The following is a 24,032-nucleotide window of genomic DNA, read 5'->3' on the forward strand; positions in this document are numbered from 1 at the left end:
GCGCGGGCGGTATTGCCTGCGCTGGCTGATTAAGTGTATAAGTGACTGTATACAAGACCAAATCGGGGAATCCTTTGAGCATTTCAAGCATGACAGGCTACGCGGTTGCCACCAGCGAAGGTGCTGCAGGCACACTGACAATTGAAATCAAGAGCGTCAACTCGCGCTTTCTCGACCTGCAATTCCGGATCAACGACGATCTGCGGGCGCTGGAGCCTGACCTGCGCGCCGCCGTCATGTCCGCCATCACGCGCGGCAAAGTCGAGGTACGCCTGAGCTTTGGCCGCAAGGCCGCCACCGCCGGCACGCAGGCGCTGAACCTGCCCCTGCTGGCCGAACTGGCGCGCCTGCAAAACGAAGTAGGCCAGCATTTTGTCTCCGCCCCCGTCATGACGGTGGCAGAACTGCTGCGCTGGCCGGGCGTCATCGAAGAAGCGCAAGTGGGGCAAGAGTCCTTGCAGGCGGACGTGGGCGCGCTGACCCGCCGCACCGTGGCGGCCTTCGTCGACAGCCGCAAGCGCGAAGGCGCGGCGCTCGAAGCGGTGCTGGTGTCGCGCATCGAAGCGATGGAAGCCATCGTCAAGCGCATCACGCCATTGATACCGCAAGTGGTGGCGGCCTTCCAGCAAAAAGCCATCGAGCGCATGCAGGATGCGCTGGGCCTGGCCAGCCAGGGCTCGAATTCGGCCCTGTCGCGCCAGGACGCCATGGAGCGCATCCGCCAGGAAGTCATTTTGTACGGCATCCGCATCGACGTGTCGGAAGAACTGGCGCGCCTGTCGGCCCACCTGGGCGAAACGCGCCACATCCTCACCAAGGGCGGGCAAGTGGGCAAGCGCCTCGACTTCATGATGCAGGAACTGAACCGCGAAGCCAACACCTTGGGTGCCAAGGCGTCCGTCAAGGAACTGGCCGACGCCTCGATGGACTTGAAGCTGCTGATCGAGCAGATGCGCGAACAGGTGCAGAACCTGGAATAGTCCTTCAGGCCAGGCGCGTTGCGGCGCGCCCCCTGTCGCTGGCGGCGATGACGACGCAGGCGACAAACAGCACGATGCTGTATTCCACGCCGCCGGCGCCATGTTCGCCCACGAACCAGCCCTTGGCCGCATGCACGATGGCGATGCCGCCGACGCAGATCACCATCAGCCCGGCCGCCGCCCAGCGCGTGTATTTGCCGGCGATGAGCAGGCTGCCGCAAACGATCTCGACGATGGTAATCGCCCACACCACGGCCAGGCCGTAGATAAATCCCTTGTCTTCCAGAAAACCGGCAAAGCGGGGGATGGTGCCATTGGCGATGCGCACGATGGCGTGGGCCATGAACATCACGGCGATGGCCACGCGCAGCAGCAACATGGCCTGGGCAACACTGAGAAACGGGAAATTTTTCATGCGTGCATCCTGTCGGTAGAATAGTTATCAAGAAAAAACCATTCGAAATTAGATAACTATTTTCCCAAGATAACAAGCAAAATATGGGTAGCTGCGGCGGCAAGGCGCATCGGGGGACTGGCTGGTCGCCTTGCCTCTTGGTAAAATACTGAATTGGGCGGCGCCCATGCAAGCGCAGGCGCCGTCATCACACGCATATGGAAAGATCCGCATGAGCCACCCTACCGCCTTCTCCGGCAGCCTGTTCGTGGTCGCCGCACCATCGGGCGCCGGCAAATCGACACTGGTCAATGCATTGCTGGCGCAAGAGCCCGGCATCAAGCTGTCGATTTCGACCACCACGCGCGCGCCCCGTCCGGGCGAGCAGCATGGCCGCGAGTATTACTTCACGACGGCGGAAGACTTTGTCGCGCGCGCCGACCAGGGCGAGTTCCTGGAATGGGCGGAAGTGCATGGCAATTACTATGGTACCTCGCGCATCATGGTGGAGCAGCAAATGGCCGCCGGCACCGACATCCTGCTGGAAATCGACTGGCAAGGCGCGCGCCAGGTGCGCAAGCAATTCCCCCGCGCGGCCGGCATTTTCATCCTGCCGCCATCGATCGATGCGCTGGAAGAGCGCTTGAACAAGCGCGGCCAGGACGAGCCGCACGTGATCACGCGCCGCCTGCTGGCGGCCGGCGGCGAAATCGCACACGCTCCCGAGTTCGAGTATGTTATTATCAATGAAGAGTTTACGGTCGCTTTGTCCGAACTGAGCGCGATCGTGAGAGCGGCCCGTTGCCGGTTTGCGCAACAAGCGGCCCGCAACGCATCGCTATTCGCCCAGCTGGGCCTGCACGCAGAGTAATTCGTCTGCACGCCAGTTCACACAGCACCACGCACACAAATTTAGGAGTTACTATGGCCCGTATCACAATCGAAGATTGCCTGAAGCAGATCCCTAACCGTTTCCAGCTGACCCTGGCTGCGACCTATCGCGCACGTCAGTTGTTGCAAGGCCACACCCCAAAGGTGGAAGCCAAGGACAAGCCTACCGTTGTCGCACTGCGTGAAATCGCTGCCGGTAAAGTCGGCATCGAAATGCTGAAAAAGGTCCCGATGTAATTGGGAAGCCGCGTGCCGGAACAGTGCTGACCCCTGCTTCTACCGTATCGTTTATTCACACTGTAAAGCAACGCGACGTTTTATGAGTCTGACCCCAGCCGACACGACTTCTGCAGCACTGCCGCCCCTGGCCTCGCGCCAGGCGGCAAAATCACAGGGCGCTTCCGCGCCCGGCGCCGGCACGTCCGGCAGCAACACCCCCGCAGCACCGCCAGCGCCCGCCCTCGGCGTGGCCTCCGTCAGCCACCTGGCCGACAAGCTGGCCGAATACCTGTCCCCCGCCGACCTGAAAAAAGTCAAGGAAGCCTACCGCTTCTCCGACGAAATGCACCTGGGCCAGATGCGCCGCTCGGGCGAGCCGTATATCTCGCACCCGATCGCCGTCGCCGAAATCTGCGCCGACTGGAAGCTCGACGCGCAAGCCATCATGGCCGCCCTGCTGCACGACGTCATGGAAGACCAGGACGTCAAGAAGGATGAATTGATCGAGCGCTTCGGCGCGCCGGTGGCGCACCTGGTCGATGGCCTGTCGAAGCTGGAAAAGATCGAATTTCAGAGCCAGATCGAAGCGCAGGCGGAAAACTTCCGCAAGATGCTGCTGGCCATGGCCTCCGACGTGCGCGTGATCCTGATCAAACTGGCCGACCGCCTGCACAATATGCGCACCCTGGACTTCATGACGGCGGCAAAAAAACGCCGCATCGCCAGCGAGACCATGGAAGTGTACGTGCCGATCGCGCACCGCCTCGGCCTGAACAACATCTACCACGAGCTGCAGGACCTGTCGTTCTCGCACCTGTACCCGATGCGCTACCGCACCCTGGCGAAAGCCGTCAAGGCGGCGCGCGGCAACCGGCGCGAAGTGGTCAACAAGATCATGGAAGCGGTGAAAAGCACCTTGTCCATGGCCGAACTCGAAGCCGACGTCACGGGCCGCGAAAAGACCCTGTACGACATCTATAAAAAGATGCGCAGCAAGCATTTGTCGTTCTCGCAAGTGCTGGACGTGTACGGCTTCCGCGTGGTGGTGAGCAGCTTTGCCGATTGTTACGTGACCCTGGGCACCCTGCACAGCCTGTACAAGCCGATGCCGGGCAAGTTCAAGGATTACATCGCGATCCGCAAGCTGAACGGCTACCAGTCGCTGCACACGACCGTCATCGGCCCCTACGGCACGCCCGTCGAATTTCAGATCCGCACGCAGGAAATGCACCGCACGGCCGAGTCCGGCGTGGCGGCGCACTGGCTGTACAAGAGCGGCGAATCGAACCCGTCCGACCTGCAGCAGCGCACGCATGCGTGGCTGCAATCCTTGCTCGACATCCAGCAGCAGACGGGCGACTCGGCCGAATTCCTCGAACACGTCAAGGTCGACCTGTTCCCCGATTCCGTCTACGTGTTTACGCCGAAGTCGAAGATCATCGCCCTGCCGCGCGGCGCCACGGCCATCGACTTCGCCTACTCGATCCACACGGGCATCGGCGACCAGACCGTGGCCGTCAAGATCAACAACGAAACCTCGCCGCTGCGCACCGAGCTGCACAATGGCGACATCGTCGAAATCATCACCGATTCCTCGTCGCGCCCCAGCCCGACCTGGCTGTCGTTCGTGCGCACCGGCAAAGCCCGTTCGGCCATCCGCCACCATTTGCGCACGATTAACCTGCCCGAATCGATCGCCCTGGGCCAGCAATTGCTGTCGCAGGCACTGCAGACTCTGAACATCGACGCCGACCTGCAAGCGCCATTGGTGGAACGCCTGCTCAACGAATCGAGCGCCAATTCCATGGACGAGCTGTACGCGGACATCGGCATCGGCAAGCGCATGGCCACCCTGGTGGCGCGCCACATCTTCGGCTTGATTGGCGGCGAAGCGGCCAGCATGCCGGTGGAACACAATAGCGGCAGCGAACTCGACCCGGTCACCATCTGCGGCAGCGAAGGCGTCTCGGTCCAGCTGGCGCCATGCTGCCTGCCGATCCCGGGCGACCAGATCATCGGCCAGCTGCGCCGCGACCAGGGGCTGCTGGTGCACACCAGCGACTGCTCGCAGGCAAAACGCCAGCGCGCCAAGGAACCGGACCGCTGGATCGCCGTGCGCTGGGGCACCGAACTGAACCGCCGCTTCGACTGCCGCATCAAGGTGCTGATCAACAGCGAACGGGGCATCCTCGCCAGAGTAGCCGCCGAAATCGGCGAATCCGACGCCAACATCATCTATGTGGGCATGGACGAAGACAAGGACAACGTCCTCGACCAGCTGCGCTTCACCGTGCAAGTCAAGGACCGCGTCCACCTGGCCGCCCTGCTGCGCAACGTGCGCAGAGTGGCCGGCGTGAACCGCATCCTGCGCGAACGCAATTAATGCTGGGGTCAGACCCGCCGGGTCTGACCCCAGGCTTACGCTTACGGCTGATCTCCACGTTCTGCAATATGCCGCAAAAAATCCTGATCCCCAAGTGCAAACTCGGCATTGATACTGGTGCGCAACTGACTTAACTCTTTCATCGACCAAGCCCGTTGAAAAAGTTCGCGATACGCCACACGTGCCTCAGCAGGACTCGTCCCCAGACGCCAGTACAGCGGATGAGCAGTTACCAAGCTATCATGCTCGCCACGCGCGTTGCAGCGATAGCTGGACCAACGATATTCACCTGGAAAATCAACCATGCCAGCGCGAACCGGATTGAGCTCGATATAACGCTGACAAACCAGTAGGTAAATCTCATCTTGCACCAGACACGACTTGTAACGACCATCCCAGATACTTCCCGTCCGTCCATAGCGCCAATTGAAATATTGCGCGTAACGTTGCGCCAGCGATTTCATCAAACCAGAGACGGTGGCGGGCGTATCCGCTGACAACAGCAAATGCACATGATTAGTCATGTGCACATACGCATGTATTCTGCATGGGTTCGCTTGCAACGCCAGACTCAAATAAGACAGGTATCGCAGGTGATCATTAGCATCAAGAAAGCATGCTTGCCTGTCCGCCCCACGCTGCACCACATGCAAAGGCATGCCAGGCATAAACAAACGCTGGGCGCGGGCCATGGTCGCTCTCCTGTAAAGGAAAGTCCCAGCGTGACAGGCCTACCAAGACTAACCCTGCGTCAGCGCAAACTACCCCTCCCCCGGCGCCGGATATGTCACTTCCAGCAACTCCAGCTCCTGCTCGCCCTGCGGCGTGTTGAGGGTGATCACATCGCCTTCGCGCGCCTTGGTGATGGTGCGCGCCATCGGCGAGATCCAGCTGATCTTGCCGTTCAGCGGGTCGAATTCATCGATGCCGACGATGGTGATCGTGTGCGTTGCGCCGTCGCTGGTGCGATAGGTTACCGTGGCGCCGAAAAACACCTGGTCGTTGCCATGATGCACGCTGGGGTCGACGATGGCGGCCAGGTCCATGCGCTTGGTGAGGAAGCGGATGCGGCGGTCGATTTCGCGCAGCCGGCGCTTGCCATAGATATAGTCGCCATTTTCCGACCGGTCGCCATTCGACGCCGCCCAATGCACGATGCGCACCACTTCCGGACGGTCGACGTCGATCAGCTGCAGCAGCTCTTCCTTGATGCGCTGGTAACCGGCCGGCGTGATGTAGTTCTTGGCGCCGGCGGGAATGGCCAGCGCCAGCGCGGCCGCTTCTTCATCGTCGTCGTTGTCGGATTCTTTTACAAAGGCTTTATTCATCCGTCTATTGTAGCTCCGCCAGAGAGCCACAGGCACACGCGATGCGGGGGCGGCCGGGCTTTTTTGACGTATCATCGTGGCAATCGCGGCAAACCTGCGCCGCACACGGAGTCGGATGAAAAAATTCTACAGAGTCAGGCGCTGGCTGTTCGCGCCGCTGGTTTACCTGGCCGCCATCTGTCTGCTGATCGAGGAATGGCTGTGGGCGACGGGCGCGCGCATCATGCAGGTGGTGGCGCAGTTTCCACCCCTGCATGCGCTCGAAGCGTGGATCAAGCGCCTGCCGCCATACTGGGCGCTGGCCATCTTCGTGCTGCCGGCCGTGCTGCTGTTTCCCGTCAAGCTGCTGGCCCTGCTGGCGATCGCGCGCGGCCATGCGTTTTCCGGCATCGGCGTGATCGTCATTGCCAAGCTGGGCGGCGCAGCCGCCGTGGCGCGCCTGTACAAGCTGACGCGCCCTACCCTGCTCAGTTTGCCGTGGTTTGCCCGTTGGCACGGTGTATTTATGGAAACCAAGGACCGCTGGATCGCCCGCCTGCGCGCCACGCGTCCGTGGCGCAGAGTCAGCCGCCTGTCGGCCGCGCTGAGCCGCGCCCGCCGCGCCTGGTGGCAGCGCTTGCGCAAGGGTACGCCAGGGCGTCATAATTCCCGCCCGGCCAGAGTGCTGCGCCGCTTCGCCGCCTTTTGGCGCGCCCGCCGCTGATGAAGAAAGGCCATCCCATGCACGATACTCCCCGGCTCGCCCCCGCCCTGCGCGCGGCGGCGCCGGAAATTTACCTGTACGACGCGGCCAGCTTGCAATTGCTGGATGCCAACGATGCCGCCTGTGACAACTTGCAGTACGCGCGCAAGCAATTGCTGGCGATGACGCCCTTCACCCTGGCGCCGCAGCTCGACGCGCAGCAGCTGGCCGCCGTGCTGGCGACCCTGGACGACAGCATCGGCGCGCAAGCCCGGCTGCATGTGCAGCAGCGCCGCCGCGATGGCAGCCTGTATTCGCTCAGCCTGCACCTGTCGCGCGCCAGCCGCCAGGGCCGCGCCTTGCTGCTGGCCGAGGGCGAAGACTTGTGCACGCCGCAGGCGACGGCCGCCGCCCTGGCGCAGGTGCAGTCGCGCTTCAACGCCATCGTCTCGAATACGCCGGGCCTGGTGTACCAGTTCTGCCTGCACGCGGATGGGCGCGCCGCCTTCCCCTACCTGAGCGATGGCTGCCAGGCCTTGCTGGGCCTGGAGCCGGCACAGCTGCACGCGCGCCCGGAACTGTTCTACCAGTTGATCCTGGCCGACGACCGTACCTCGTATCTGGAGTCGATGCAGGCGTCAAAAAACGCCTTGTGGAGCTGGAACTGGGAAGGCCGCATCTGGATCGATGCCTGGAAGGACGTCAAATGGATCAACCTGCGCTCCACGCCGCGCGCGCTGGCCGACGGCACGGTGCAGTGGGAAGGCATCATGACGAATATCACGGAAAGCCGGCTCGAACAGATCGAAGTGCGCCAGTCGCGCGCACGCCTGGCCGAGCTGACTGCGCACATCGACAAGGTCAAGGAACACGAACGCACGCGCCTGGCGCGCGAACTGCACGATGACCTGGGCGGCAATTTGACGGCGATCAAGATGGCGCTGGCCATGCTGGCGCGCCGCCTGCCGCCGGACGACCCGCTGCTGCAGGACAAGGCCGAGTATGTCGATGCCCTGGTCGACCGCAGCATCGACGCCGTGCACCGCATTTCGCTGGACTTGCGCCCCTCGATGCTGGACCTGGGCCTGGTTGCCGCGCTGGACTGGCAGGTGAAGGAATTCGCGCGCCAGGCCGGCATCGAATGCCAGTTCATTTGCAACCGCCAGCATATCGAACTGGAACTGGACCAGGCGACCAGCCTGTTCCGCATCGCCCAGGAGGCGCTGACGAATATCGCCAAGCATGCGCAGGCGAACAAGGTCAGCGTGCGCCTGGCCCGGCAGCGCCAGCATCTGAGCCTGTCGATCGCCGACAATGGCGTCGGCATGCGCCTGTCCGACCGCGCCAAGCCGCAGTCGTTCGGCATCCGCGGCATGGCCGAACGCGCCAGCGCGCTGGGCGGCACCCTGAGCCTGGTGGACGGGCCGGACGGCGGCACCCTCCTGAGCATAAAAATCCGGCTGACCACGGCGCGAGAGGCGATAATAGCGGCTGCAGCCAGTGCGCCTGCGCACAGCGGGCCGTCGCCAGACGCGGCCTAGTGGGTGAATTAGATAGGAAACAATGCAGTCATGAAAGAAAAAGCCACCATCCGGGTATTCATCGCCGACGATCATGCGATCGTGCGCGAAGGCTTGAAGCAAATCCTCGCCGACACGAAGGACATCATCGTGGCCGGCGAAGCTGAAAATGGCCACGACGCCATCAAACTGTTCCGCGGCTCGAAGTGCCAGGTCATGCTGCTCGACATCTCCCTGCCCGACCGCAGCGGCATCGAGGTGCTCAAGCAGATCAAGAAGGAAAAGCCGGAACTGGCCGTGCTGATGCTGTCCATGCACCGCGAGGACCAGTACGCCATCCGTTCGCTCAAGGCGGGCGCGGCCGGCTACCTGACGAAACAGAGTGCGCCGCGTGAACTGGTCACGGCCATCCGCCAGGTGGCGCAAGGCTTGAAATACATCAGTGCCTCGCTGGCGCAGGAACTGGCCAACACGGTGGGCGAAGACCACGAAACGGCCTTGCACGACACCTTGTCGGACCGCGAGTACCAGACCCTGGTCATGATCGCCTCGGGCAAGGCGGTGGGCGCCATTGCCGAAGAACTCAAATTGTCCGTGAAAACCGTCAGCGAATACCGCGCCCGCTTGCTGGTCAAGATGAAACTCAAGAATAGCGCTGAACTGACGCATTACGCCATCCGCAACCAGCTGGTGGATTGACGCCAAAGCGGCATGCCCGCTGGCATCGGGCGAATTGACAGGACTTCTCCTTGCTTCTCGCACAATAAGTTCTTTGCCAACTCGCCTATCATGGGGATAATGAGAAATATCTGAAAAGGCTGCGTCTACATGTCCAGTAAATTGCCATCTTCACCAGCAAGCGCTCCCGCTGGCGCCACGCATACCGCCGCCGCGATGAATCCGGCCGATATCGCCCGCGAAGCGTTTCGCCGCCTGGCCACGCGCCGCATCGCTCCTACGCCCGGCGCCTACCGCGATATCTACAATGAGATCGCCGGCATCAGCGAACCGGCCGATACGCCTGCCGCCCCGGCAGCCGTGCTGGCCGCCAGTGCACCCACGGAAAGCGGCGCGGAAAACGTCCTGACGCAGTTTGCCGCCAGAATGAGCGAATCGGCGGGCGAACTGGGCGACTTTGGCCGCCGTTTTCAACGGGCACTGAAGGCGCGCGACTGGGACAGCTATGCGCGCACCCTGGCGCAGCTGGCGGAAAAACAGGTCAAGAAAGGCGGCGGCATCGAATTGCCACCCCTGCCGGACGGCGAGCAGACGCGCACCCTGCGTGAATTGCTCAGCCGCACCCTGGGTTTTGCCGTCGCCACCTTGCTCACGGGCACGCCCGCGCTGGTGGAAGAAGCCGAATCGCTGGGCACTGCCATCAAGCTGGCGCACACGGAAGAGGCGCTGAACGAAGCGGCGCTGCGCCTGAAGCAGCTGTGCTACCAGATCGAACTGAAAAGCGGCGATACGGCCGAGCAGCAGGAATTGCTGCTGCGCCTGTTCAAGTTGCTGCTGGACAACGTCAGCCAATTGCTCGACGACGACAGCTGGCTGCGCGGCCAGGTCGATGCCGTGCAAAACCTGATCGCCGGCCCGCTCGACCAGCGCGCGCTGGAAGACGCCACGCGCAGCCTGAAGGAAGTCATCTACAAGCAAAGCCAGCTCAAGCACAGCCTGTCCGATGTCAAACTGACGGTCAAGAACATGATGATGACCTTCATCGACCGCCTGGGGCAAGTGGCGGCCAGCACGGGCGACTTCCATGAAAAGATCGGCGGCTATTCGGAAAAGATCAGCCAGGCGGAAAATATCAGCGAATTGAACAGTGTTCTCGACGAAGTCTTGCGCGAAACGCGCATGGTGCAGAACGAAGCCCTGCGCGCACGCGACAAGATGGTGCTGGCGCGCCAGGAAGTGCAGGATGCGGAACAGCGCATCCACACCCTGGAAGCGAAGCTCCAGCATATGAGCGAACTGGTGCGGGAAGACCAGCTGACGGGCAGCCTGAACCGCCGTGGCCTGGACGATGTGTTCGAGCGCGAGACGGCCCGCTCCGACCGCCGTGGCACGCCGCTGTGCATCGCCATGCTGGACCTGGACGATTTCAAGCGCCTGAACGACACTTACGGCCACCTGGCCGGCGATGCGGCGCTGAAACACCTGGTCAAAATCGTCAAGGAAACCCTGCGCTCGATGGACGTCATCGCCCGTTTCGGCGGCGAGGAATTCCTCATCCTGCTGCCGGAAACCACGGTCGAAGCGGCTTCGTCGACGATGACGCGCCTGCAGCGCGAGCTGACCCGGCACTTCTTCCTGCACGACAACGAAAAAGTCTTGATCACCTTTTCCGCCGGCGTGGCCCTGCGCCAGCCCAACGAAGACCAGGCCGAGCTGGTCAAGCGCGCCGACCGCGCCATGTACCAGGCCAAGCAGACGGGCAAGAACCGCGTGGTGGTGGCCGACTAAACGGCAACTTGCAGGCTGTCACGCACCATGCCCACCCAACGGTGGGTTTTTTTTTGGCTGTGCCCGGCACGGGCGCACGGCGGCGCGCCAGCGGCCGGCATGCCCCCCCCCTGTGACAATCAAAAGATACTGAACATTATTTCTTATATTTAATTATTTGCAACCCTAAAGTTTAGCCAAAGCCTGCCGTCTACGCGTCTTCGCCCATGGCAACTTGAGGGGCAAAACAAAAAATATACTCGCTTTATTTCCCTAAACTTTCCATGGCCCACTCCGTTAATGAATATAACTGCGGTGTGAGTGTCCCGGAAGGCAGGGGCAGACCAAGGTACAAGGCACATAGCCAAAACATATAGCAAGGAGCTTCAAAATGGCCTCAGTCATCAATACCAATACCTCGTCACTGAATGCGCAACGCAACCTGAGCACATCGCAGTCCGCCCTGTCCACGTCATTGCAACGCCTGTCTTCGGGTTTGCGCATCAATAGCGCAAAAGACGATGCTGCTGGCCTGGCGATTTCCGAGCGCTTCACCTCGCAAATCCGCGGTCTCGATCAAGCCAAGCGCAACGCCAACGACGGTGTGTCGCTGCTGCAAACGGCCGAGGGCTCGCTGGCTTCGACGGGTAACATCCTGCAACGCGTCCGCGAACTGTCGGTACAATCGTCGAATGCCACCAACTCGGCAGGCGACCGCAAGGCAATCCAGGCTGAGGTAGGCCAGTTGCTGTCGGAAGCCGACCGCATCTCGCAAACGTCGGAATTCAACGGCTTGAAACTGCTCGACGGCTCGTTCGGCACGGCATCGTTCCAGGTTGGCGCCAACGCTGGCCAGACCATCCAGGCCACGACCGCCAACTTCCGTACCAGCAACTACGGCAATAACGAGGCAACCAGCGCAGCACCGACCACGGTCACCACCGGCACCGCCTACAGCGGCGGCACCTTCGACATTCAAGGCCTGCAATCGGCAACGATTACGGCCAAGGTGGGCGATACCGCACAATCGCTGGCGGCAACCATCAATGGTTCGACCGACAAGACGGGCGTGACGGCAACGGCCAAGACCGAAGAGTCGGCCAAGTTTGTTGCGAACAAAGTGTATACGCTGGCGGTCACCTCCGACAACAGTACCGCCGCCAACGTCACCTTCACGGTCGGCGCAGCACTGAATGCATCGGGCCTGGCCTCGGCAGTGAGCGCCTTCAATGACGTGTCGTCCACCACCGGCGTCACCGCCAAGTTGAACGACACCAACGATGGCCTGGTGCTGACCAACACTTCCGGCAATAACGTCACGCTGAAAAACAACAGCACTGATGCCGCCTCGCTGGTGACCGCGGCGTCCATCGGCTCGACCGGAACGGTAGGCACCACGGCGTCGATCGGCACTGGCGAGACCGCAACGACGATGGGCTATATTTCGATGAACTCCGACAAGGGTTTTTCGATCGGCAATGATTCGGCCCCAGGCAAGAATGGTGTTGTCGCCGGCGCCGCCAGCCTCAAATCGGTGGCCAGCATCGACGTGTCGACCGTCAAGGGTGCCAACGATGCGCTGAAGATTCTCGATTCGGCTTTGTCGAGCGTCAACAGCCAGCGCGCTTCCTTCGGTGCCTTGCAGTCGCGTTTTGAAACGGCCGTGAGCAACCTGGAATCGACCTCGGAAAATCTGTCGGCTTCGCGTAGCCGCATCCAGGATACCGACTTCGCGGCGGAAACGGCCAAGCTGACGCGCGGCCAGATCCTGCAACAGGCTGGTACCGCGATGCTGGCCCAGGCCAACTCGCTGCCTAACGGCGTGCTGTCGCTGCTGCGCGGTTAATCACCACCAGGCAGTAACGTAGCTTAGCCCTCCCCGGCCGGTCAGATGACGCATCTTGATCTGCCGGGGATTTTTGTTTAGAGGACAACATCATGGATATCCAGGCAACAGGCGGCGTCCCAGCCGCACTGCAGCAGCGTACCGCGGTCACGTCAGGCGGCGCCACTGCCGCCAAGCCTGCGGCGCCTGCGGCCACGGACAGCAATCCCACCGGCAAGGCTGCCAGCAAGGAAGACGCGCAGTCCGAGCTGAAAGAGGTCAAGCAGGTCGTCAGCGACATCAACAAGGCCATGCAGTTCATGTCGCGCGAACTGGAGTTTTCGGTCGACACCGACAGCGAGCGCACCGTCGTCAAGGTGATCGACCAGCAAACGCGCGAAGTCATCCGCCAGATGCCCACCAAGGAAGCATTAGAAATCGGCAAGGCGCTGGAAAAAGTGCAAGGCTTGCTGATCCGGCAAACGGCCTGAGCCGCCGCCATGCCACCGCCTTGGGCATAGGATAAACAGGCGGCCAAATACCCCTCTAAAGTATGGATGAAACATGCCGTTAACCAGTTATATTCATGCATTCTCTAGGAGGTCATTGTGGCTGTTGCATCCCTCAGTACTGGTGGCGTCCTCGACGTAAATAGCCTGGTCAGTCAACTGATGACCGTGGAAAGCCGCCCCTTTGTCGCCATGCAGAACAAAGAAAAGGCCATCACCACCCAATTATCCGCCTATGGCACCCTGAGCGGCGCCGTCGGCGCATTCCAGGGCACCGTCACCGCCCTGGCCGACGCCTCGAAATACAAGGTGGCCAACGCCACCTCCTCGGACGACAAGGTGCTCACTGCAACCGCCGGCAAGGATACCGTCAAGGGTAACTACAGTGTCAATGTGGGCCAACTGGCGCAGGCGCAAACCGTCAGCGCCGCCGGACAGCTCAGCACCAGCGCGCTGATCGGTTCTGGCGCCAGCACCGTGCTCACTTTTGACTTCGGCAGCGTCACGGGCGGCACCTTGGCCGACGGCAAGTATACGGGGGCCACTTTCGATCTCGATGCGACCCGCACGGCCCGCACCGTCACCATCGACGGCAGCAACAACTCGCTGCAAGGCATCCGCGACGCCATCAACAAGGCTGGCGTCGGCGTGACCGCCAGCATTATTTCCGACGGTAGCAGCACGCCGAACCGCCTGGTACTGACCTCGGACAAGAGCGGCGAAACGTCGAGCATGCGCGTTTCCGTCGCCGGCGACCAGGACTTGAGCAATTTATTGTCCTACGCGCCGAACGGCACGCAGAACATGAAGCAAAGCAATGCTGGCCAAAATGCCAAACTGACCGTCAATGGCGTGGCTATCACCAGTCCGACCAATAACGTCGACAACGCCGTGCCTGGCGTGACGATGTCGGTACTGAAGATCGGCGTCAGCAATGTCGGCGTCAGCATGGACACCTCCGGCATCAAGACGGCCCTGAGCAACTTCGTCAAGGCCTACAACGAGCTGAACACGACCATCACCGGCCTGACGGCAGTCACGCCGGACCAGAAGCAGGGTGCGGCGCGCACGGGCGGTCCGCTGGTGGGCGACTCGACTACGCTGAGTTTGCAGGCGAGCTTGCGCAAGATGTTTTCCAGCAACGTGCCCGGCTTGTCGGGTAGCGTGACGAGCCTGAGCCAGCTGGGCGTCGCCTTCCAAAAGGATGGCACGCTCAAGCTCGATACGGGCAAGCTGCAAACGGCCATCGACAAGAGTCCGGACGACGTCATCAAGCTGCTGGCCACGTCCGGTTCGACCAGCGACAGCCTGGTCAGCTTCGTCAGCTCGACCAGCAACTCGACGGTCGGCACCAAGGCCATCTCGATTTCCAAGCTGGCCACGCAAGGCACCCTGGCGGGCAGCGCGCCAGCGGGCCTGACCATCATCGCCGGCGTCAACGACAACCTTTCGATGACGATCAATGGCGTCAGCAGCAAGGCCACGCTGGTGCCGGGCACCTACACGGCGGACAGCCTGGTCAGCCATCTGCAGTCGCTGATCAATGGCGCCTCCGGCAGCACCGACAAAACGGTCGGCGTGACGGTCAAGCAAGAAAACGGCGTCATCAATATTACCTCGAACAAATATGGAACCGCGTCGAAGCTGGAAATTACCGGCAACGGCGCCGATGGACTGTTTGGCAGCCCGACGATGACCACCGGCGTGGATGTAGCGGGCACCATCGACGGCGCCGTGGCCGTCGGCAGCGGTCAGACCCTGACCGGTTCACCCGGCTCCGGCAGCGCCGGCATTGCGGTGCTGATCAACGGCGGCCAGCTGGGCGGCCGTGGCACGGTGAATATTTCGAAAGGCGTCAGCGCCCTGTTTGCCAGCACGACCGACAGCTACCTGGGCACGTCGGGCTTGATTCAAAACAAGAACGATGGCTTGAACAAGAGCATTGCCGATATCACCAAGCAGCGCAATGCGCTCAATAGCCGCCTGACCCTGACCGAGGCGAGGCTGCGCAAGCAATACAGTGCGCTCGACGTGAAGCTCAGTTCGATGAACAGCACCACCAATTATTTGACTCAGCAACTGGCGAAGCTGTCTTAGAGTTAACGCATATCTACTAGAGGAAAACGAATGTTTGGATCATCAAACAAAGGCGCGCAATCCTACGCCAAGGTTGGCCTGGAAACAGGCATAGGTGCCGCTTCTCCGCACAAGCTGATCGCCATGCTGTACGACGGCGCCCTGGTAGCCGTGCTGAGTGCGCAGATGCACATGAAAGCTGGCAATATCCCTGAAAAGGGCAAATCCATTTCACGCGCCATGCAGCTGATCGACCAAGGTCTGCGCGCCAGCCTGGACAAGAATGCGGGCGGCGAGATCGCCGAAAACCTCGATGCGCTGTATGAATACATGGGCGCGCGATTGCTGACGGCCAACCTGAAAAATGACCTGAACATCCTCGAAGAGATCCAGCGCCTTCTGACCGACCTGCGCGACACCTGGAACGCCATAGGCACGCCTTCCGGCATGAATATTGCCGCTAGCGATGCCTCTGCTACCCGCATCTCCAACTATGCGAGCGCCTGACCCATGATGACCAATCAAGAAGTCCTGACCACCTACGAAACCATGCAGACCCTGACGGGCCGGATGGTGACGGCCGCCAGCAACGCCGACTGGGACGCGCTCGAAGCGCTGGAGCAGCAAGTGAGCGCGCACGTGGAAGCGCTGAAAGCGAATGAAGAAAAAGTCGTGCTGGAAAGCGCCGGCCGCCAGCGCAAGGTCGCCCTGATCAAGCAAATTCTGGAAGACGACCGCAAGATCCGCGACCTGACCATGCCGTGGATGGCGCATTTGTCCAAGCTGATCAACAGCACGGGCACCGAACGGCGCCTGGCCAACGCCTACGGCGTCTAAACGCAAGCGGGGGCGCCATGTTGCCGAAGATGGATGCCATCGGCATGACGCCCCTGACCCCGGTCAAGGGCGCGCGCCCGGCCGACGCCGTCGCCGACCCGCGCCAGGCCGAGTTCCAGCGCTCGCTGCAAGGACTGATCGGTAAATCCATGCAGGGCCAGGTGCTGGCGCGCATGGGCGATGGCAGCTACCTGGTGCGCGTGGCCGGTACGCCGGCCCGCATGCAGTTGCCCGCCGGCGCCCAGCCGGGCAGCGAGATTCCCCTGACCCTGATCGGCATCAATCCCCGCCCTTCGTTTCAAATCGGCAATAACCGCGACCAGCCCGCCAGCGCCCTGCTGACGTATGCGGACGCGGAAGCCGAGCCCGAGGAGGCAGAAACGCGCGGGCCCCAGACCGGCGCCGCCCAGGCGGGCACGCGCGCCAGCAGCACGGCCGCCACCCTGCTCAGCCGCGCGCCCCTGACACCGGCCAACTTGCTGCCCGCCCTGGCAGGCGATACACCGGCGCCGGAACTGAGCACCACCGCGCGCGCCATCAGCAGCGTACTCAGTCAGGCTGAAAGCGTGCCCGGCGCGCCCCTGTCCCTGGTCGGCAAGACGCCGCTGATGGCCGCGCCGGGAGCCGATCCCGCCCAGGTGGCGCAAAAGCTGCGCGACACGGTCGGCAGCAGCGGCCTGTTCTATGAATCGCACGTGGCCGAATGGGCCGAAGGCAAGCGTCCGCTGGCCTCGCTGCTGCTGGAACCGCAAATGCAAAAGGCCGCGCCGGGCGAGGCGCCCAGGACGGGCACCGACCTGGCCTCGGCGCAGCTGATCAATTTACAGCTGCATACGCACGAACAGGCGCGCGTGCAGTGGCAGGGCGAAGCCTGGCCCGGGCAGAAGATGCAGTGGGATATCAGCCAGGATGCGCCGGAAGGACAGCAGCACGCAGGCACGCAGGCCGACGAGGAAGCAACGGCCTGGCGCAGCAATGTGCGCTTCCAGTTCCCCCTGCTGGGCGACCTGGCCGCGCACGTGGTCTTGCAGGGCGGCCGGGTCGCGATCCAGCTGCAGGCCGGCAGCGAGGCCAGCGCCGACACCTTGCGCCAGCATGCGGCGCGGCTGGAAACGTCGCTCGATGCGGCCGGCTGGCCCCTGGCGTCATTGACGATCGCCGGCAAGCCGGAAGCGGCCGAGCCAGCGAAAACAGATGATGCTTGACGACACCAAGCGCAAGGTGCCGCAGACGGCCGTCGCCCTGGCCTACCAGAGCGGCACGCCGGCGCCCAAGGTGGTGGCCAAGGGCAGCGGCCTGATCGCGGACCAGATCATCAGCACGGCGCGCGAACACGGCGTCTTCGTGCATGAATCGAAGGAATTGGTGGCGCTGCTGATGGATGTCGACCTGGACCGCCAGATTCCGCCCGGCCTGTATCGGGCGATTGCAGAACTGCTGGCCTGGTTATATCATATTGAATCTGCGAATGGCGGACCGATCCCGCCGCCGCCCGACACCAGCATCAACCTCACCGATACATAGACAGGCATCAATGCAAGCACATATTATGGATTCCGGCCTCGAAAACTGGCATGACTTTGAAGTGGAATCGCGGCGGGAAATCATCGCCTTGCTGCGCAGCATCAGCGAAAAGAACCAGCTGATCCGCATGCTGATCCACGGTGAATCCGATGTGTGCGTCACCTCGATCCTGGAAGTCGATGCCGACCACAATGCCGTCATCCTCGACCGTTCCGTGAACACCGACCAGAACCGGCGCATGCTGGCCGCCAAGGGCATCTCGTTTGAAACCTCGCTCGACAAGATCCGCATCCTGTTTGCCAGTGCCCAGGTGCAAGAGTGCAATTACGGCGGCACACCCGCCTTGAAAATTGCCATTCCAGAAACATTGATCCGTCTGCAGCGGCGCGAGTATTACCGCATGACCACACCCGTGAGCAATCCCGTACGCGTCTCGATTCCCCTGCCGCCTTCGCTCGGCGGCGCCGACGCCCTGTTTCCGCTGGCCGACATCAGCTGCGGCGGCATCGCCATCCTGGACAATAAACTGATACTGGGCGAGACCATCGGCAGGGACTATCCCGGTTGCCGCATCGACTTGCCCGACGTCGGCATCGTCACCGCCACCTTGCAAATTCGCAATTCGCTGGACATGACCCTGCTGAACAACAAGCTGAACCGCCGCCTGGGCTGCCAGTTCGTCGACCTGCCGCGCAGCATGCTAGCGCACGTGCAGCGCTATATCACGCGGCTGGAGCGGGAGCGCAATGCACGGATGGCTGGACTCAGCTGATACCCCAGCCGAAAGCTGGGGTCAGACCCGCCGGGGGAATGCATCCCAATGGGATGCATTCCGATTCCTTGGGAACTGACCCCGGAATTTGCCTTTGGGGTAAATTAAACTTTACACCTGCATATTCATGATCTCGTGATACGCCGACACTAATTTATTGCGTACCTGCACCGTCGCCTGGAATTCGATGCTCGACTTTTGCATCGCCACCATCACATCCGACAGGCTGACCTTTTCGTCGCCCATGGTAAAGCGCTGGCCCAGCGCCGACGACGCCTTTTGCGCGCCGCTCACGGAGTCGAGCGCGCTCTTGAAGGCGTCGGCAAAATTCACCTTCGCTGCCGGCATTTCGCTCTGGATCGCCGGTATTTTCGCCTCCGGCCGCGTGGCTGCCGACTTCAGTTGCGCGATCATCGCCTCGATCCTGCTGCTATCGATACCGCCTGTTTTCACTTTGCCTCCCGATTCTGGTCTGCTTCATATCTGTTCCATGCCTGTTGCACCCAGAGAACAAAACCCTGGCTTGCAAGGCAACGACGGGTACAATAACTTCCGTCACATGTTGCCAGGGTTCCACAATACCAGCGCCAACGCCAGCCGCTCGGCCGAGCAGGCGGCAAAAGCGCCTTCTGTTTGGACGATTGAAGCGCGTGACAGTGGCGGATAATTCTGCATATCGCCCCTCCTCCCGAGGAAGCGGCCCCCACGCACCACCCAATACCCGTCAAACCACACGCCCTGGAAGGCAATCATGGCTGTAGCCGAAGAAATCGATGTGAACCGCATACCGCCGGAACCGGCGCCTGCCCGCTCGCCCGTGGAGTCCGTGCAAGCGTTCGCCAAGACGCCGATGGGCAAGAATTTCCTGCGCGGCCTGGGTGTGGCGGCACTGATCGCCATCGGCGTGGCCCTGTACATGTGGAACCAGCCCCCCGAATACAAGGTCCTGTTCTCCAACTATACGGACCGCGACGGTGGCGCCATCACCGCCTCGCTGGACCAGCTGGGCATCAAGCACAAGTTTTCCGAAGGGGGCGGCGCCATTCTCGTGCCCACCGAGCAAGTCCACGACGCGCGCCTGAAACTGGCCGCGCAAGGCTTGCCGAAGGGCGGCAACGTGGGCTTCGAGCTGATGGAAAACCAGAAGCTGGGCGTGTCGCAATTTCTGGAACAGGTCAATTTCCAGCGCGCGCTCGAGGGCGAACTGGCCAAATCGATCGAATCGGTGTCCGCCGTCGACACGGCGCGCGTCCACCTGGCCCTGCCCAAGCCGCAAGTATTCGTGCGCGACCAGCAAAAACCCACGGCTTCCGTGCTGCTGAACCTGCACCCGGGCCGCGGCCTCGATCAATTGCAAGTGAGCGCCATCGTGCACCTGGTGGCGTCCAGCGTGCCGGAATTGCTTCCAGTCAATGTCACCGTGGTCGACCAGGCCGGCAACCTGCTGTCGAACCAGGAAAAGGACAAGGACCGCGCCAACGGCATCAAGAGCCTGGACCCGAACCAGTTAAAGTACGTGCAGCAATTGCAGCAAAGCGTGATCAAGCAGGTCGAATCGATCTTGCTGCCCATCGTCGGCGAAGGCAATGTCCGCGCCGAAGCGACGGCCGATGTGGATTTCTCGCAAAGCGAGCAGGCGGCCGAAACCTACAAGCCGAACTCGCCACCGGAAGCGTCCACCATCCGCAGCCAGCAGACGAGCGAATCGACGGGCGCCGGCAATGCCAATCCGTCCGGCGTGCCGGGCGCGCTGTCGAACCAGCCGCCGGGCGTGGCGACGGCGCCGCTGACGGCCGAAGCGCCTGGCGCCCCGGGCGGCGCGCCGGCGACGCCGAGCCAGAAGGAATCGACGACAAATTATGAAGTTGACAAGACCGTGCGCTACGAGCAGAAATCCATGGGCGGCTTGCGCCGCCTGTCGGTGGCCGTCGTCGTCAACTACCGCCGCAGCTTCGACAAGGATGGCAAGGTCACGGTCAGGCCGATTTCCCCTGCCGAAATGGTGCAGATCAATAATCTGGTCAAGGAAGCGATGGGCTACAACAAGGAGCGCGGCGACAGCTTCAGCGTAGCCAACTCGCCCTTCGACGGCATCGACCGTGCGCCGGAAGGCAAGCTGGAGTGGTGGCGCGACCCGGCCAACTTGCCGCTGGCCAAAGAGCTGGCGAAATTCCTCATCACGGCCCTGATCCTGCTGTATATCTTCATCAAGATCGTGCGCCCGATGCTGCGCCCCGTGATGCGCAAGATCGACGATTTCGGCGCCCCGCCGCCCGTCATCGAGCCGGAACTGGCCAAGGAGGGCGAAGAAAACGAAGTCCTGCTCAGCGAAGCGGAACTGGAAGAGCTGGAAGAAGATACGGCGCGCGGTTATCGCGAAAACCTGGCAATGGCCCGAAAACTGGCGCAGGAAGACCCGCGCGTGGTGGCCAACGTCATCAAAGCATGGATAGGCAATAATGACTGAGACAACGGGACTGCAAAAAGCATCGATCCTGATGCTGGCACTGGGCGAGAGCGAAGCGGCCGAGGTCATGAAATTCCTCGGCCCGCGCGAAGTGCTGAAACTGGGCGCCGCCATGGCCACCATGAAGGGCATCGCGCACGAACAGGTGGTCGAGGTGCTCGACGACTTCCGCGCGCAGACGGAACTCAATTCCACCGTCGGCCTCGATTCGGACGAATACATCCGCCAAGTGCTCACCAAGGCGCTGGGCGACGACAAGGCATCCGTGCTGCTGTCGCGCATCCTGGGCGGCAAGGATGCGTCCGGCATCGAATCGCTGAAATGGATGGATTCGCAATCCGTGTCCGAACTGATCCGCAACGAGCACCCGCAGATCATCGCCACCATCCTGGTCCACCTGGAACGCGACCAGGCGTGCGAAATCCTCGGCCATTTCACGGACCGTTTGCGCAACGACGTGGTCTTGCGCATCGCCACCCTGGACGGCGTGCAGCCGGCCGCCTTGCGCGAACTCAACGACGTGCTGACGAAACTGCTGTCCGGTAACGAAAACATCAAGAAATCGTCGCTGGGCGGCGTGCGCGCGGCGGCCGAGATCCTGAACTTCATGAGCGGCGAGCAAGAAGGCTCGGTCATGGACAATATCAAGAACTACGACAACGACATGGCGCAAAAGATCATGGACGAAATGTTCGTGTTCGACAACGTGATCGATATCGACGACCGCGGCATCCAGCTGCTGCTGCGCGAAGTGCAGTCGGAAATGCTGATCATCGCCCTGAAAGGCGCCTCGCAAGAGCTGCGCGACAAGATCTTCAAGAACATGTCGCAGCGCGCCGGCGAGATGATGCGCGAAGACCTGGAGTCGAAAGGCCCCGTGCGCCTGTCGGAAGTGGAATCGCAGCAGAAACAGATCCTGCAGATCGTGCGCCGCCTGGCGGACGAGGGGCAGATTGTCTTAGGCGGAAAAGGCGAGGATTCGTTTGTCTAACTTGATTCCCAAAGAGCAGCAAACCGCCTACCAGCGCTGGGAAATGACCTCGTTTGGCGACGAGCGTCCCAGCGTGGTGGCGGCGCGCAAGCTGCTCGAACCCGATCCTGAACCCGAATTCGACCCGGAAATGGATCCATACGGCGAACTGCCGGAAGAAGAGCCGGCCCCGCCGCTCGAATACCCGACGCAGGAAGAACTCGACGCCATCCGCGAGGAAGCGCGCGCCACCGCCTTCGATGAGGGCCGCGCGGCCGGCTATGCGGAAGGCCACGCGGCCGGGCATGCCGATGGCCATGCGCAGTCGTATGCCGAAGGCAAGGCGGCCTCGGCCATCGAGCTGGCGCATCTGCAAACCATCGCCGTCGACTTCGGCACGGCCGTACAGCAGGCCGACGAACTGATCGCCAACGACGTCATGGAACTGGCCTTGCAACTGGCCAAGGCCATGCTCAAGACGGCCTTGCCCGTGCGCCCCGAACTGATGCTGCCGATGGTGCGCGAAGCCATCGAATACTTGCCCGTGCTGCAACAGCCGGCCTTGCTGATGCTGAACCCGGAAGACGCGCAAGTGGTGCGCGACGGCATCGGCGATGAACTCGACAAAGGTGGCTGGCGTGTCATCGAAGACCCGAGCGTGGAACGCGGCGGTTGCAAGATCGACACGGCCAGCAACCAGATCGACGCGCAAAGCTCCACCCGCTGGCAGCGCCTGACGCATGCGCTGGGCAAAGACCTGGACTGGCTGGCGCCGTGAGCGAGCCCGTCAAAGGCCCGACTGCCCATGCGGCGCGCTGGCGCGCCTACCTGAGCGACTGTTCGGCCGTGGTCGGCTTCGTGGAACCGATGCAAATATCGGGCCGCGTCACGCGCGTGGCCGGCCTGGTGATGGAAGCGGTGGGCCTGCGCCTGGCCGTCGGTGCCGCCTGCACCGTGCCGCTGCCCAATGGCGGCAGGGTCGAGGCGGAAGTCGTGGGTTTCGAAGGCGAGCGCCTGTTTTTGATGCCGCAAAGCGACGTCGAGGGCATCGTGCCCGGCACGCGCGTGTTTTCCGTCGAACCGGCCATCCCCCGCCCCGGCAGCGTGGCGCACCCGCGCCGCCGCCCCAGCGACCGCGCGCGCCACCTGCCCGTGGGGCCGCAACTGCTAGGCAGAGTGCTCGATGGCGCGGGCCGCCCGCTCGACCAGCTCGGTCCGCTGCACACGACGGACAGCGCCCCCATCAACGTGCGCCCCGCCAATCCGCTGGGCCGCGCGCCCATCGTGTCCACCCTGGACGTGGGCGTGCGCTCGATCAACGCCATGCTGACCGTGGGCCGTGGCCAGCGCATGGGCCTGTTCGCCGGTTCCGGCGTCGGTAAAAGCGTGCTGCTGGGCATGATGGCCCGCTACACGGAAGCGGACGTGATCGTCGTCGGCCTGATCGGCGAACGGGGACGCGAGGTGAAGGAATTCATCGAGCAGATTCTCGGCCCCGAAGGCCTGGCCCGTTCCGTCGTCGTGGCGGCGCCGGCCGACACACCGCCGCTGATGCGCCTGCAAGGCGCCGCGTATGCGACGGCGATTGCCGAGCACTTCCGCGACCAGGGGCAAAACGTGCTGCTGATCATGGATTCGCTGACCCGCTACGCCATGGCGCAGCGCGAAATCGCCCTGGCCATCGGCGAACCGCCTGCCACCAAGGGTTATCCGCCATCCGTCTTCGCCAAGCTGCCCGTGCTGGTGGAGCGGGCCGGCAATGGCGAGGAAGGCGGCGGCTCGATCACCGCCTTCTACACCGTGCTGACCGAGGGCGACGACCAGCAAGACCCGATCGCCGACTCGGCGCGCGCGATTCTCGATGGCCACATCGTGCTGAACCGGCGCCTGGCCGAGGCGGGACATTATCCCGCCATCGACATCGAGCAATCGATTTCGCGCGCCGCCCATTCGATCACCACGCATGAGCACCAGCAGCAGGCGCGCAAGCTGAAACAGCTGTATTCGCGCTATGAACGCAGCCGCGACCTGATCAGCGTGGGCGCCTACAGCGCCGGCACCGACCCCGTGCTGGACCAGGCGATTGCCCTGCATGAAAAGATCGAGGCGTTTTTGCAACAGCAAATCACCGAGCGGGTCAGCATGGACGAGAGCTTGGGGCAACTTACCGCTCTATTCGACTGATTAGGGCTTGCATGGCGGGAATATAA

General features: G+C 62.3%; 25 protein-coding genes. 21 read left to right on the plus strand and 4 right to left on the minus strand.

Translation table 11 applies throughout. The features are described 5' to 3' along the window. Positions 1-89: 89 nt before the first annotated feature. Positions 90-980, plus strand: a complete 891-nt coding sequence (locus CLU91_RS10510) for a YicC/YloC family endoribonuclease (protein WP_099403009.1) — start codon at positions 90-92, stop codon at positions 978-980. Positions 981-984: 4 nt separating this feature from the next. Here the strand turns inward: CLU91_RS10510 and CLU91_RS10515 are convergent, their stop codons facing one another. Next, complete coding sequence (locus tag CLU91_RS10515) at positions 985-1,395, minus strand: DoxX family protein (protein WP_100874111.1); 411 nt, start codon at positions 1,393-1,395, stop codon at positions 985-987. Positions 1,396-1,606: 211 nt separating this feature from the next. Here CLU91_RS10515 and gmk point away from each other — a divergent pair, with 211 nt between their 5' ends. The 3 genes from gmk to CLU91_RS10530 all read left to right on the plus strand — a co-directional run bounded on the left by gmk (position 1,607) and on the right by CLU91_RS10530 (position 4,867). Beyond that, positions 1,607-2,245, plus strand: coding sequence for a guanylate kinase (gene gmk, locus CLU91_RS10520; RefSeq protein WP_080753685.1), 639 nt, complete (start codon positions 1,607-1,609; stop codon positions 2,243-2,245). A gap of 53 nt (positions 2,246-2,298) precedes the next feature. Then, positions 2,299-2,502: a DNA-directed RNA polymerase subunit omega gene (rpoZ, locus tag CLU91_RS10525; RefSeq protein ID WP_010400723.1), complete on the plus strand. Its 204-nt coding sequence runs from the start codon at positions 2,299-2,301 to the stop codon at positions 2,500-2,502. 82 nt (positions 2,503-2,584) lie between these two features. Further along, a complete protein-coding gene (locus tag CLU91_RS10530) occupies positions 2,585-4,867 on the plus strand; it encodes a RelA/SpoT family protein (RefSeq protein WP_100874112.1) in 2,283 nt (760 codons plus the stop codon). A 41-nt stretch (positions 4,868-4,908) separates the two neighbouring features. Here the strand turns inward: CLU91_RS10530 and CLU91_RS10535 are convergent, their stop codons facing one another. After that, complete coding sequence (locus CLU91_RS10535; protein ID WP_100874113.1) at positions 4,909-5,559, minus strand: transposase; 651 nt, start codon at positions 5,557-5,559, stop codon at positions 4,909-4,911. A 69-nt stretch (positions 5,560-5,628) separates the two neighbouring features. Continuing rightward, positions 5,629-6,195 (minus strand): transcription elongation factor GreB, encoded by a 567-nt coding sequence (gene greB / locus CLU91_RS10540; RefSeq protein WP_100874114.1) that lies wholly within the window; start codon positions 6,193-6,195, stop codon positions 5,629-5,631. A 115-nt stretch (positions 6,196-6,310) separates the two neighbouring features. Between greB and CLU91_RS10545 the strand changes: the two genes are divergently transcribed. The 12 genes from CLU91_RS10545 to CLU91_RS10600 all read left to right on the plus strand — a co-directional run bounded on the left by CLU91_RS10545 (position 6,311) and on the right by CLU91_RS10600 (position 18,385). Then, a complete protein-coding gene (locus CLU91_RS10545) occupies positions 6,311-6,898 on the plus strand; it encodes a hypothetical protein (protein ID WP_100874115.1) in 588 nt (195 codons plus the stop codon). 17 nt (positions 6,899-6,915) lie between these two features. Next, complete coding sequence (locus CLU91_RS10550; protein ID WP_232730702.1) at positions 6,916-8,418, plus strand: sensor histidine kinase; 1,503 nt, start codon at positions 6,916-6,918, stop codon at positions 8,416-8,418. A 30-nt stretch (positions 8,419-8,448) separates the two neighbouring features. Further along, complete coding sequence (locus CLU91_RS10555) at positions 8,449-9,096, plus strand: response regulator (RefSeq protein ID WP_100874116.1); 648 nt, start codon at positions 8,449-8,451, stop codon at positions 9,094-9,096. 195 nt (positions 9,097-9,291) lie between these two features. Beyond that, positions 9,292-10,863, plus strand: a complete 1,572-nt coding sequence (locus CLU91_RS10560; RefSeq protein WP_100874117.1) for a diguanylate cyclase — start codon at positions 9,292-9,294, stop codon at positions 10,861-10,863. A gap of 370 nt (positions 10,864-11,233) precedes the next feature. Next, positions 11,234-12,688, plus strand: coding sequence for a flagellin (locus CLU91_RS10565; RefSeq protein ID WP_100874118.1), 1,455 nt, complete (start codon positions 11,234-11,236; stop codon positions 12,686-12,688). A 92-nt stretch (positions 12,689-12,780) separates the two neighbouring features. Continuing rightward, a complete protein-coding gene (locus CLU91_RS10570; RefSeq protein ID WP_100874119.1) occupies positions 12,781-13,158 on the plus strand; it encodes a flagellar protein FlaG in 378 nt (125 codons plus the stop codon). A 117-nt stretch (positions 13,159-13,275) separates the two neighbouring features. Next, positions 13,276-15,273 (plus strand): flagellar filament capping protein FliD, encoded by a 1,998-nt coding sequence (gene fliD / locus CLU91_RS10575; RefSeq protein WP_157814675.1) that lies wholly within the window; start codon positions 13,276-13,278, stop codon positions 15,271-15,273. 30 nt (positions 15,274-15,303) lie between these two features. Further along, a complete protein-coding gene (gene fliS / locus CLU91_RS10580; protein ID WP_100874121.1) occupies positions 15,304-15,759 on the plus strand; it encodes a flagellar export chaperone FliS in 456 nt (151 codons plus the stop codon). A gap of 3 nt (positions 15,760-15,762) precedes the next feature. Then, positions 15,763-16,089: a flagellar protein FliT gene (locus CLU91_RS10585; protein ID WP_100874122.1), complete on the plus strand. Its 327-nt coding sequence runs from the start codon at positions 15,763-15,765 to the stop codon at positions 16,087-16,089. 17 nt (positions 16,090-16,106) lie between these two features. Next, entirely contained in the window at positions 16,107-17,294 is a 1,188-nt protein-coding gene (gene fliK, locus CLU91_RS10590; protein WP_100874123.1) for a flagellar hook-length control protein FliK, read from the plus strand. Continuing rightward, positions 17,287-17,613 (plus strand): EscU/YscU/HrcU family type III secretion system export apparatus switch protein, encoded by a 327-nt coding sequence (locus CLU91_RS10595; protein ID WP_096238642.1) that lies wholly within the window; start codon positions 17,287-17,289, stop codon positions 17,611-17,613. The genes fliK and CLU91_RS10595 overlap by 8 nt, the downstream gene beginning before the upstream one ends. Before the next feature lie 10 nt (positions 17,614-17,623). Continuing rightward, complete coding sequence (locus CLU91_RS10600) at positions 17,624-18,385, plus strand: flagellar brake protein (RefSeq protein WP_232730703.1); 762 nt, start codon at positions 17,624-17,626, stop codon at positions 18,383-18,385. A gap of 111 nt (positions 18,386-18,496) precedes the next feature. Here the strand turns inward: CLU91_RS10600 and fliE are convergent, their stop codons facing one another. Then, positions 18,497-18,799, minus strand: coding sequence for a flagellar hook-basal body complex protein FliE (fliE, locus tag CLU91_RS10605; protein WP_232730915.1), 303 nt, complete (start codon positions 18,797-18,799; stop codon positions 18,497-18,499). On the opposite strand from fliE, the gene CLU91_RS28480 reads away from it, so the two are divergent. The 5 genes from CLU91_RS28480 to fliI all read left to right on the plus strand — a co-directional run bounded on the left by CLU91_RS28480 (position 18,696) and on the right by fliI (position 24,006). After that, complete coding sequence (locus CLU91_RS28480; protein ID WP_232730961.1) at positions 18,696-19,052, plus strand: hypothetical protein; 357 nt, start codon at positions 18,696-18,698, stop codon at positions 19,050-19,052. The two genes, fliE and CLU91_RS28480, sit on opposite strands and share 104 nt — an antisense overlap. Before the next feature lie 84 nt (positions 19,053-19,136). Further along, a complete protein-coding gene (fliF, locus tag CLU91_RS10615; RefSeq protein WP_100874127.1) occupies positions 19,137-20,852 on the plus strand; it encodes a flagellar basal-body MS-ring/collar protein FliF in 1,716 nt (571 codons plus the stop codon). Then, positions 20,845-21,843, plus strand: coding sequence for a flagellar motor switch protein FliG (gene fliG / locus CLU91_RS10620; RefSeq protein WP_034787109.1), 999 nt, complete (start codon positions 20,845-20,847; stop codon positions 21,841-21,843). The genes fliF and fliG overlap by 8 nt, the downstream gene beginning before the upstream one ends. Positions 21,844-21,886: 43 nt before the next feature. Beyond that, complete coding sequence (gene fliH / locus CLU91_RS10625) at positions 21,887-22,600, plus strand: flagellar assembly protein FliH (RefSeq protein WP_100876680.1); 714 nt, start codon at positions 21,887-21,889, stop codon at positions 22,598-22,600. An 89-nt stretch (positions 22,601-22,689) separates the two neighbouring features. Further along, the gene (gene fliI, locus CLU91_RS10630; RefSeq protein ID WP_232730916.1) at positions 22,690-24,006 is read left to right on the plus strand and encodes a flagellar protein export ATPase FliI; all 1,317 of its coding nucleotides are present in this window, start codon (positions 22,690-22,692) and stop codon (positions 24,004-24,006) included. The last annotated feature ends 26 nt before the right edge of the window (positions 24,007-24,032 follow it).

The organism is Janthinobacterium sp. 64 (genome assembly GCF_002813325.1).
GTDB lineage: Bacteria > Pseudomonadota > Gammaproteobacteria > Burkholderiales > Burkholderiaceae_D > Janthinobacterium.

Coding starts and splice junctions, on each gene's coding strand:
- CLU91_RS10510 (WP_099403009.1), top strand. CDS start 90: ATGACAGGCTACGCGGTTGCCACCAGCGAAGGTGCTGCAGGCACACTG.
- CLU91_RS10515 (WP_100874111.1), bottom strand. CDS start 1,395: ATGAAAAATTTCCCGTTTCTCAGTGTTGCCCAGGCCATGTTGCTGCTG.
- gmk (WP_080753685.1), top strand. CDS start 1,607: ATGAGCCACCCTACCGCCTTCTCCGGCAGCCTGTTCGTGGTCGCCGCA.
- rpoZ (WP_010400723.1), top strand. CDS start 2,299: ATGGCCCGTATCACAATCGAAGATTGCCTGAAGCAGATCCCTAACCGT.
- CLU91_RS10530 (WP_100874112.1), top strand. CDS start 2,585: ATGAGTCTGACCCCAGCCGACACGACTTCTGCAGCACTGCCGCCCCTG.
- CLU91_RS10535 (WP_100874113.1), bottom strand. CDS start 5,559: ATGGCCCGCGCCCAGCGTTTGTTTATGCCTGGCATGCCTTTGCATGTG.
- greB (WP_100874114.1), bottom strand. CDS start 6,195: ATGAATAAAGCCTTTGTAAAAGAATCCGACAACGACGACGATGAAGAA.
- CLU91_RS10545 (WP_100874115.1), top strand. CDS start 6,311: ATGAAAAAATTCTACAGAGTCAGGCGCTGGCTGTTCGCGCCGCTGGTT.
- CLU91_RS10550 (WP_232730702.1), top strand. CDS start 6,916: ATGCACGATACTCCCCGGCTCGCCCCCGCCCTGCGCGCGGCGGCGCCG.
- CLU91_RS10555 (WP_100874116.1), top strand. CDS start 8,449: ATGAAAGAAAAAGCCACCATCCGGGTATTCATCGCCGACGATCATGCG.
- CLU91_RS10560 (WP_100874117.1), top strand. CDS start 9,292: ATGAATCCGGCCGATATCGCCCGCGAAGCGTTTCGCCGCCTGGCCACG.
- CLU91_RS10565 (WP_100874118.1), top strand. CDS start 11,234: ATGGCCTCAGTCATCAATACCAATACCTCGTCACTGAATGCGCAACGC.
- CLU91_RS10570 (WP_100874119.1), top strand. CDS start 12,781: ATGGATATCCAGGCAACAGGCGGCGTCCCAGCCGCACTGCAGCAGCGT.
- fliS (WP_100874121.1), top strand. CDS start 15,304: ATGTTTGGATCATCAAACAAAGGCGCGCAATCCTACGCCAAGGTTGGC.
- CLU91_RS10585 (WP_100874122.1), top strand. CDS start 15,763: ATGATGACCAATCAAGAAGTCCTGACCACCTACGAAACCATGCAGACC.
- fliK (WP_100874123.1), top strand. CDS start 16,107: ATGTTGCCGAAGATGGATGCCATCGGCATGACGCCCCTGACCCCGGTC.
- CLU91_RS10595 (WP_096238642.1), top strand. CDS start 17,287: ATGCTTGACGACACCAAGCGCAAGGTGCCGCAGACGGCCGTCGCCCTG.
- CLU91_RS10600 (WP_232730703.1), top strand. CDS start 17,624: ATGCAAGCACATATTATGGATTCCGGCCTCGAAAACTGGCATGACTTT.
- fliE (WP_232730915.1), bottom strand. CDS start 18,799: ATGATCGCGCAACTGAAGTCGGCAGCCACGCGGCCGGAGGCGAAAATA.
- fliF (WP_100874127.1), top strand. CDS start 19,137: ATGGCTGTAGCCGAAGAAATCGATGTGAACCGCATACCGCCGGAACCG.
- fliG (WP_034787109.1), top strand. CDS start 20,845: ATGACTGAGACAACGGGACTGCAAAAAGCATCGATCCTGATGCTGGCA.
- fliH (WP_100876680.1), top strand. CDS start 21,887: ATGACCTCGTTTGGCGACGAGCGTCCCAGCGTGGTGGCGGCGCGCAAG.
- fliI (WP_232730916.1), top strand. CDS start 22,690: ATGCAAATATCGGGCCGCGTCACGCGCGTGGCCGGCCTGGTGATGGAA.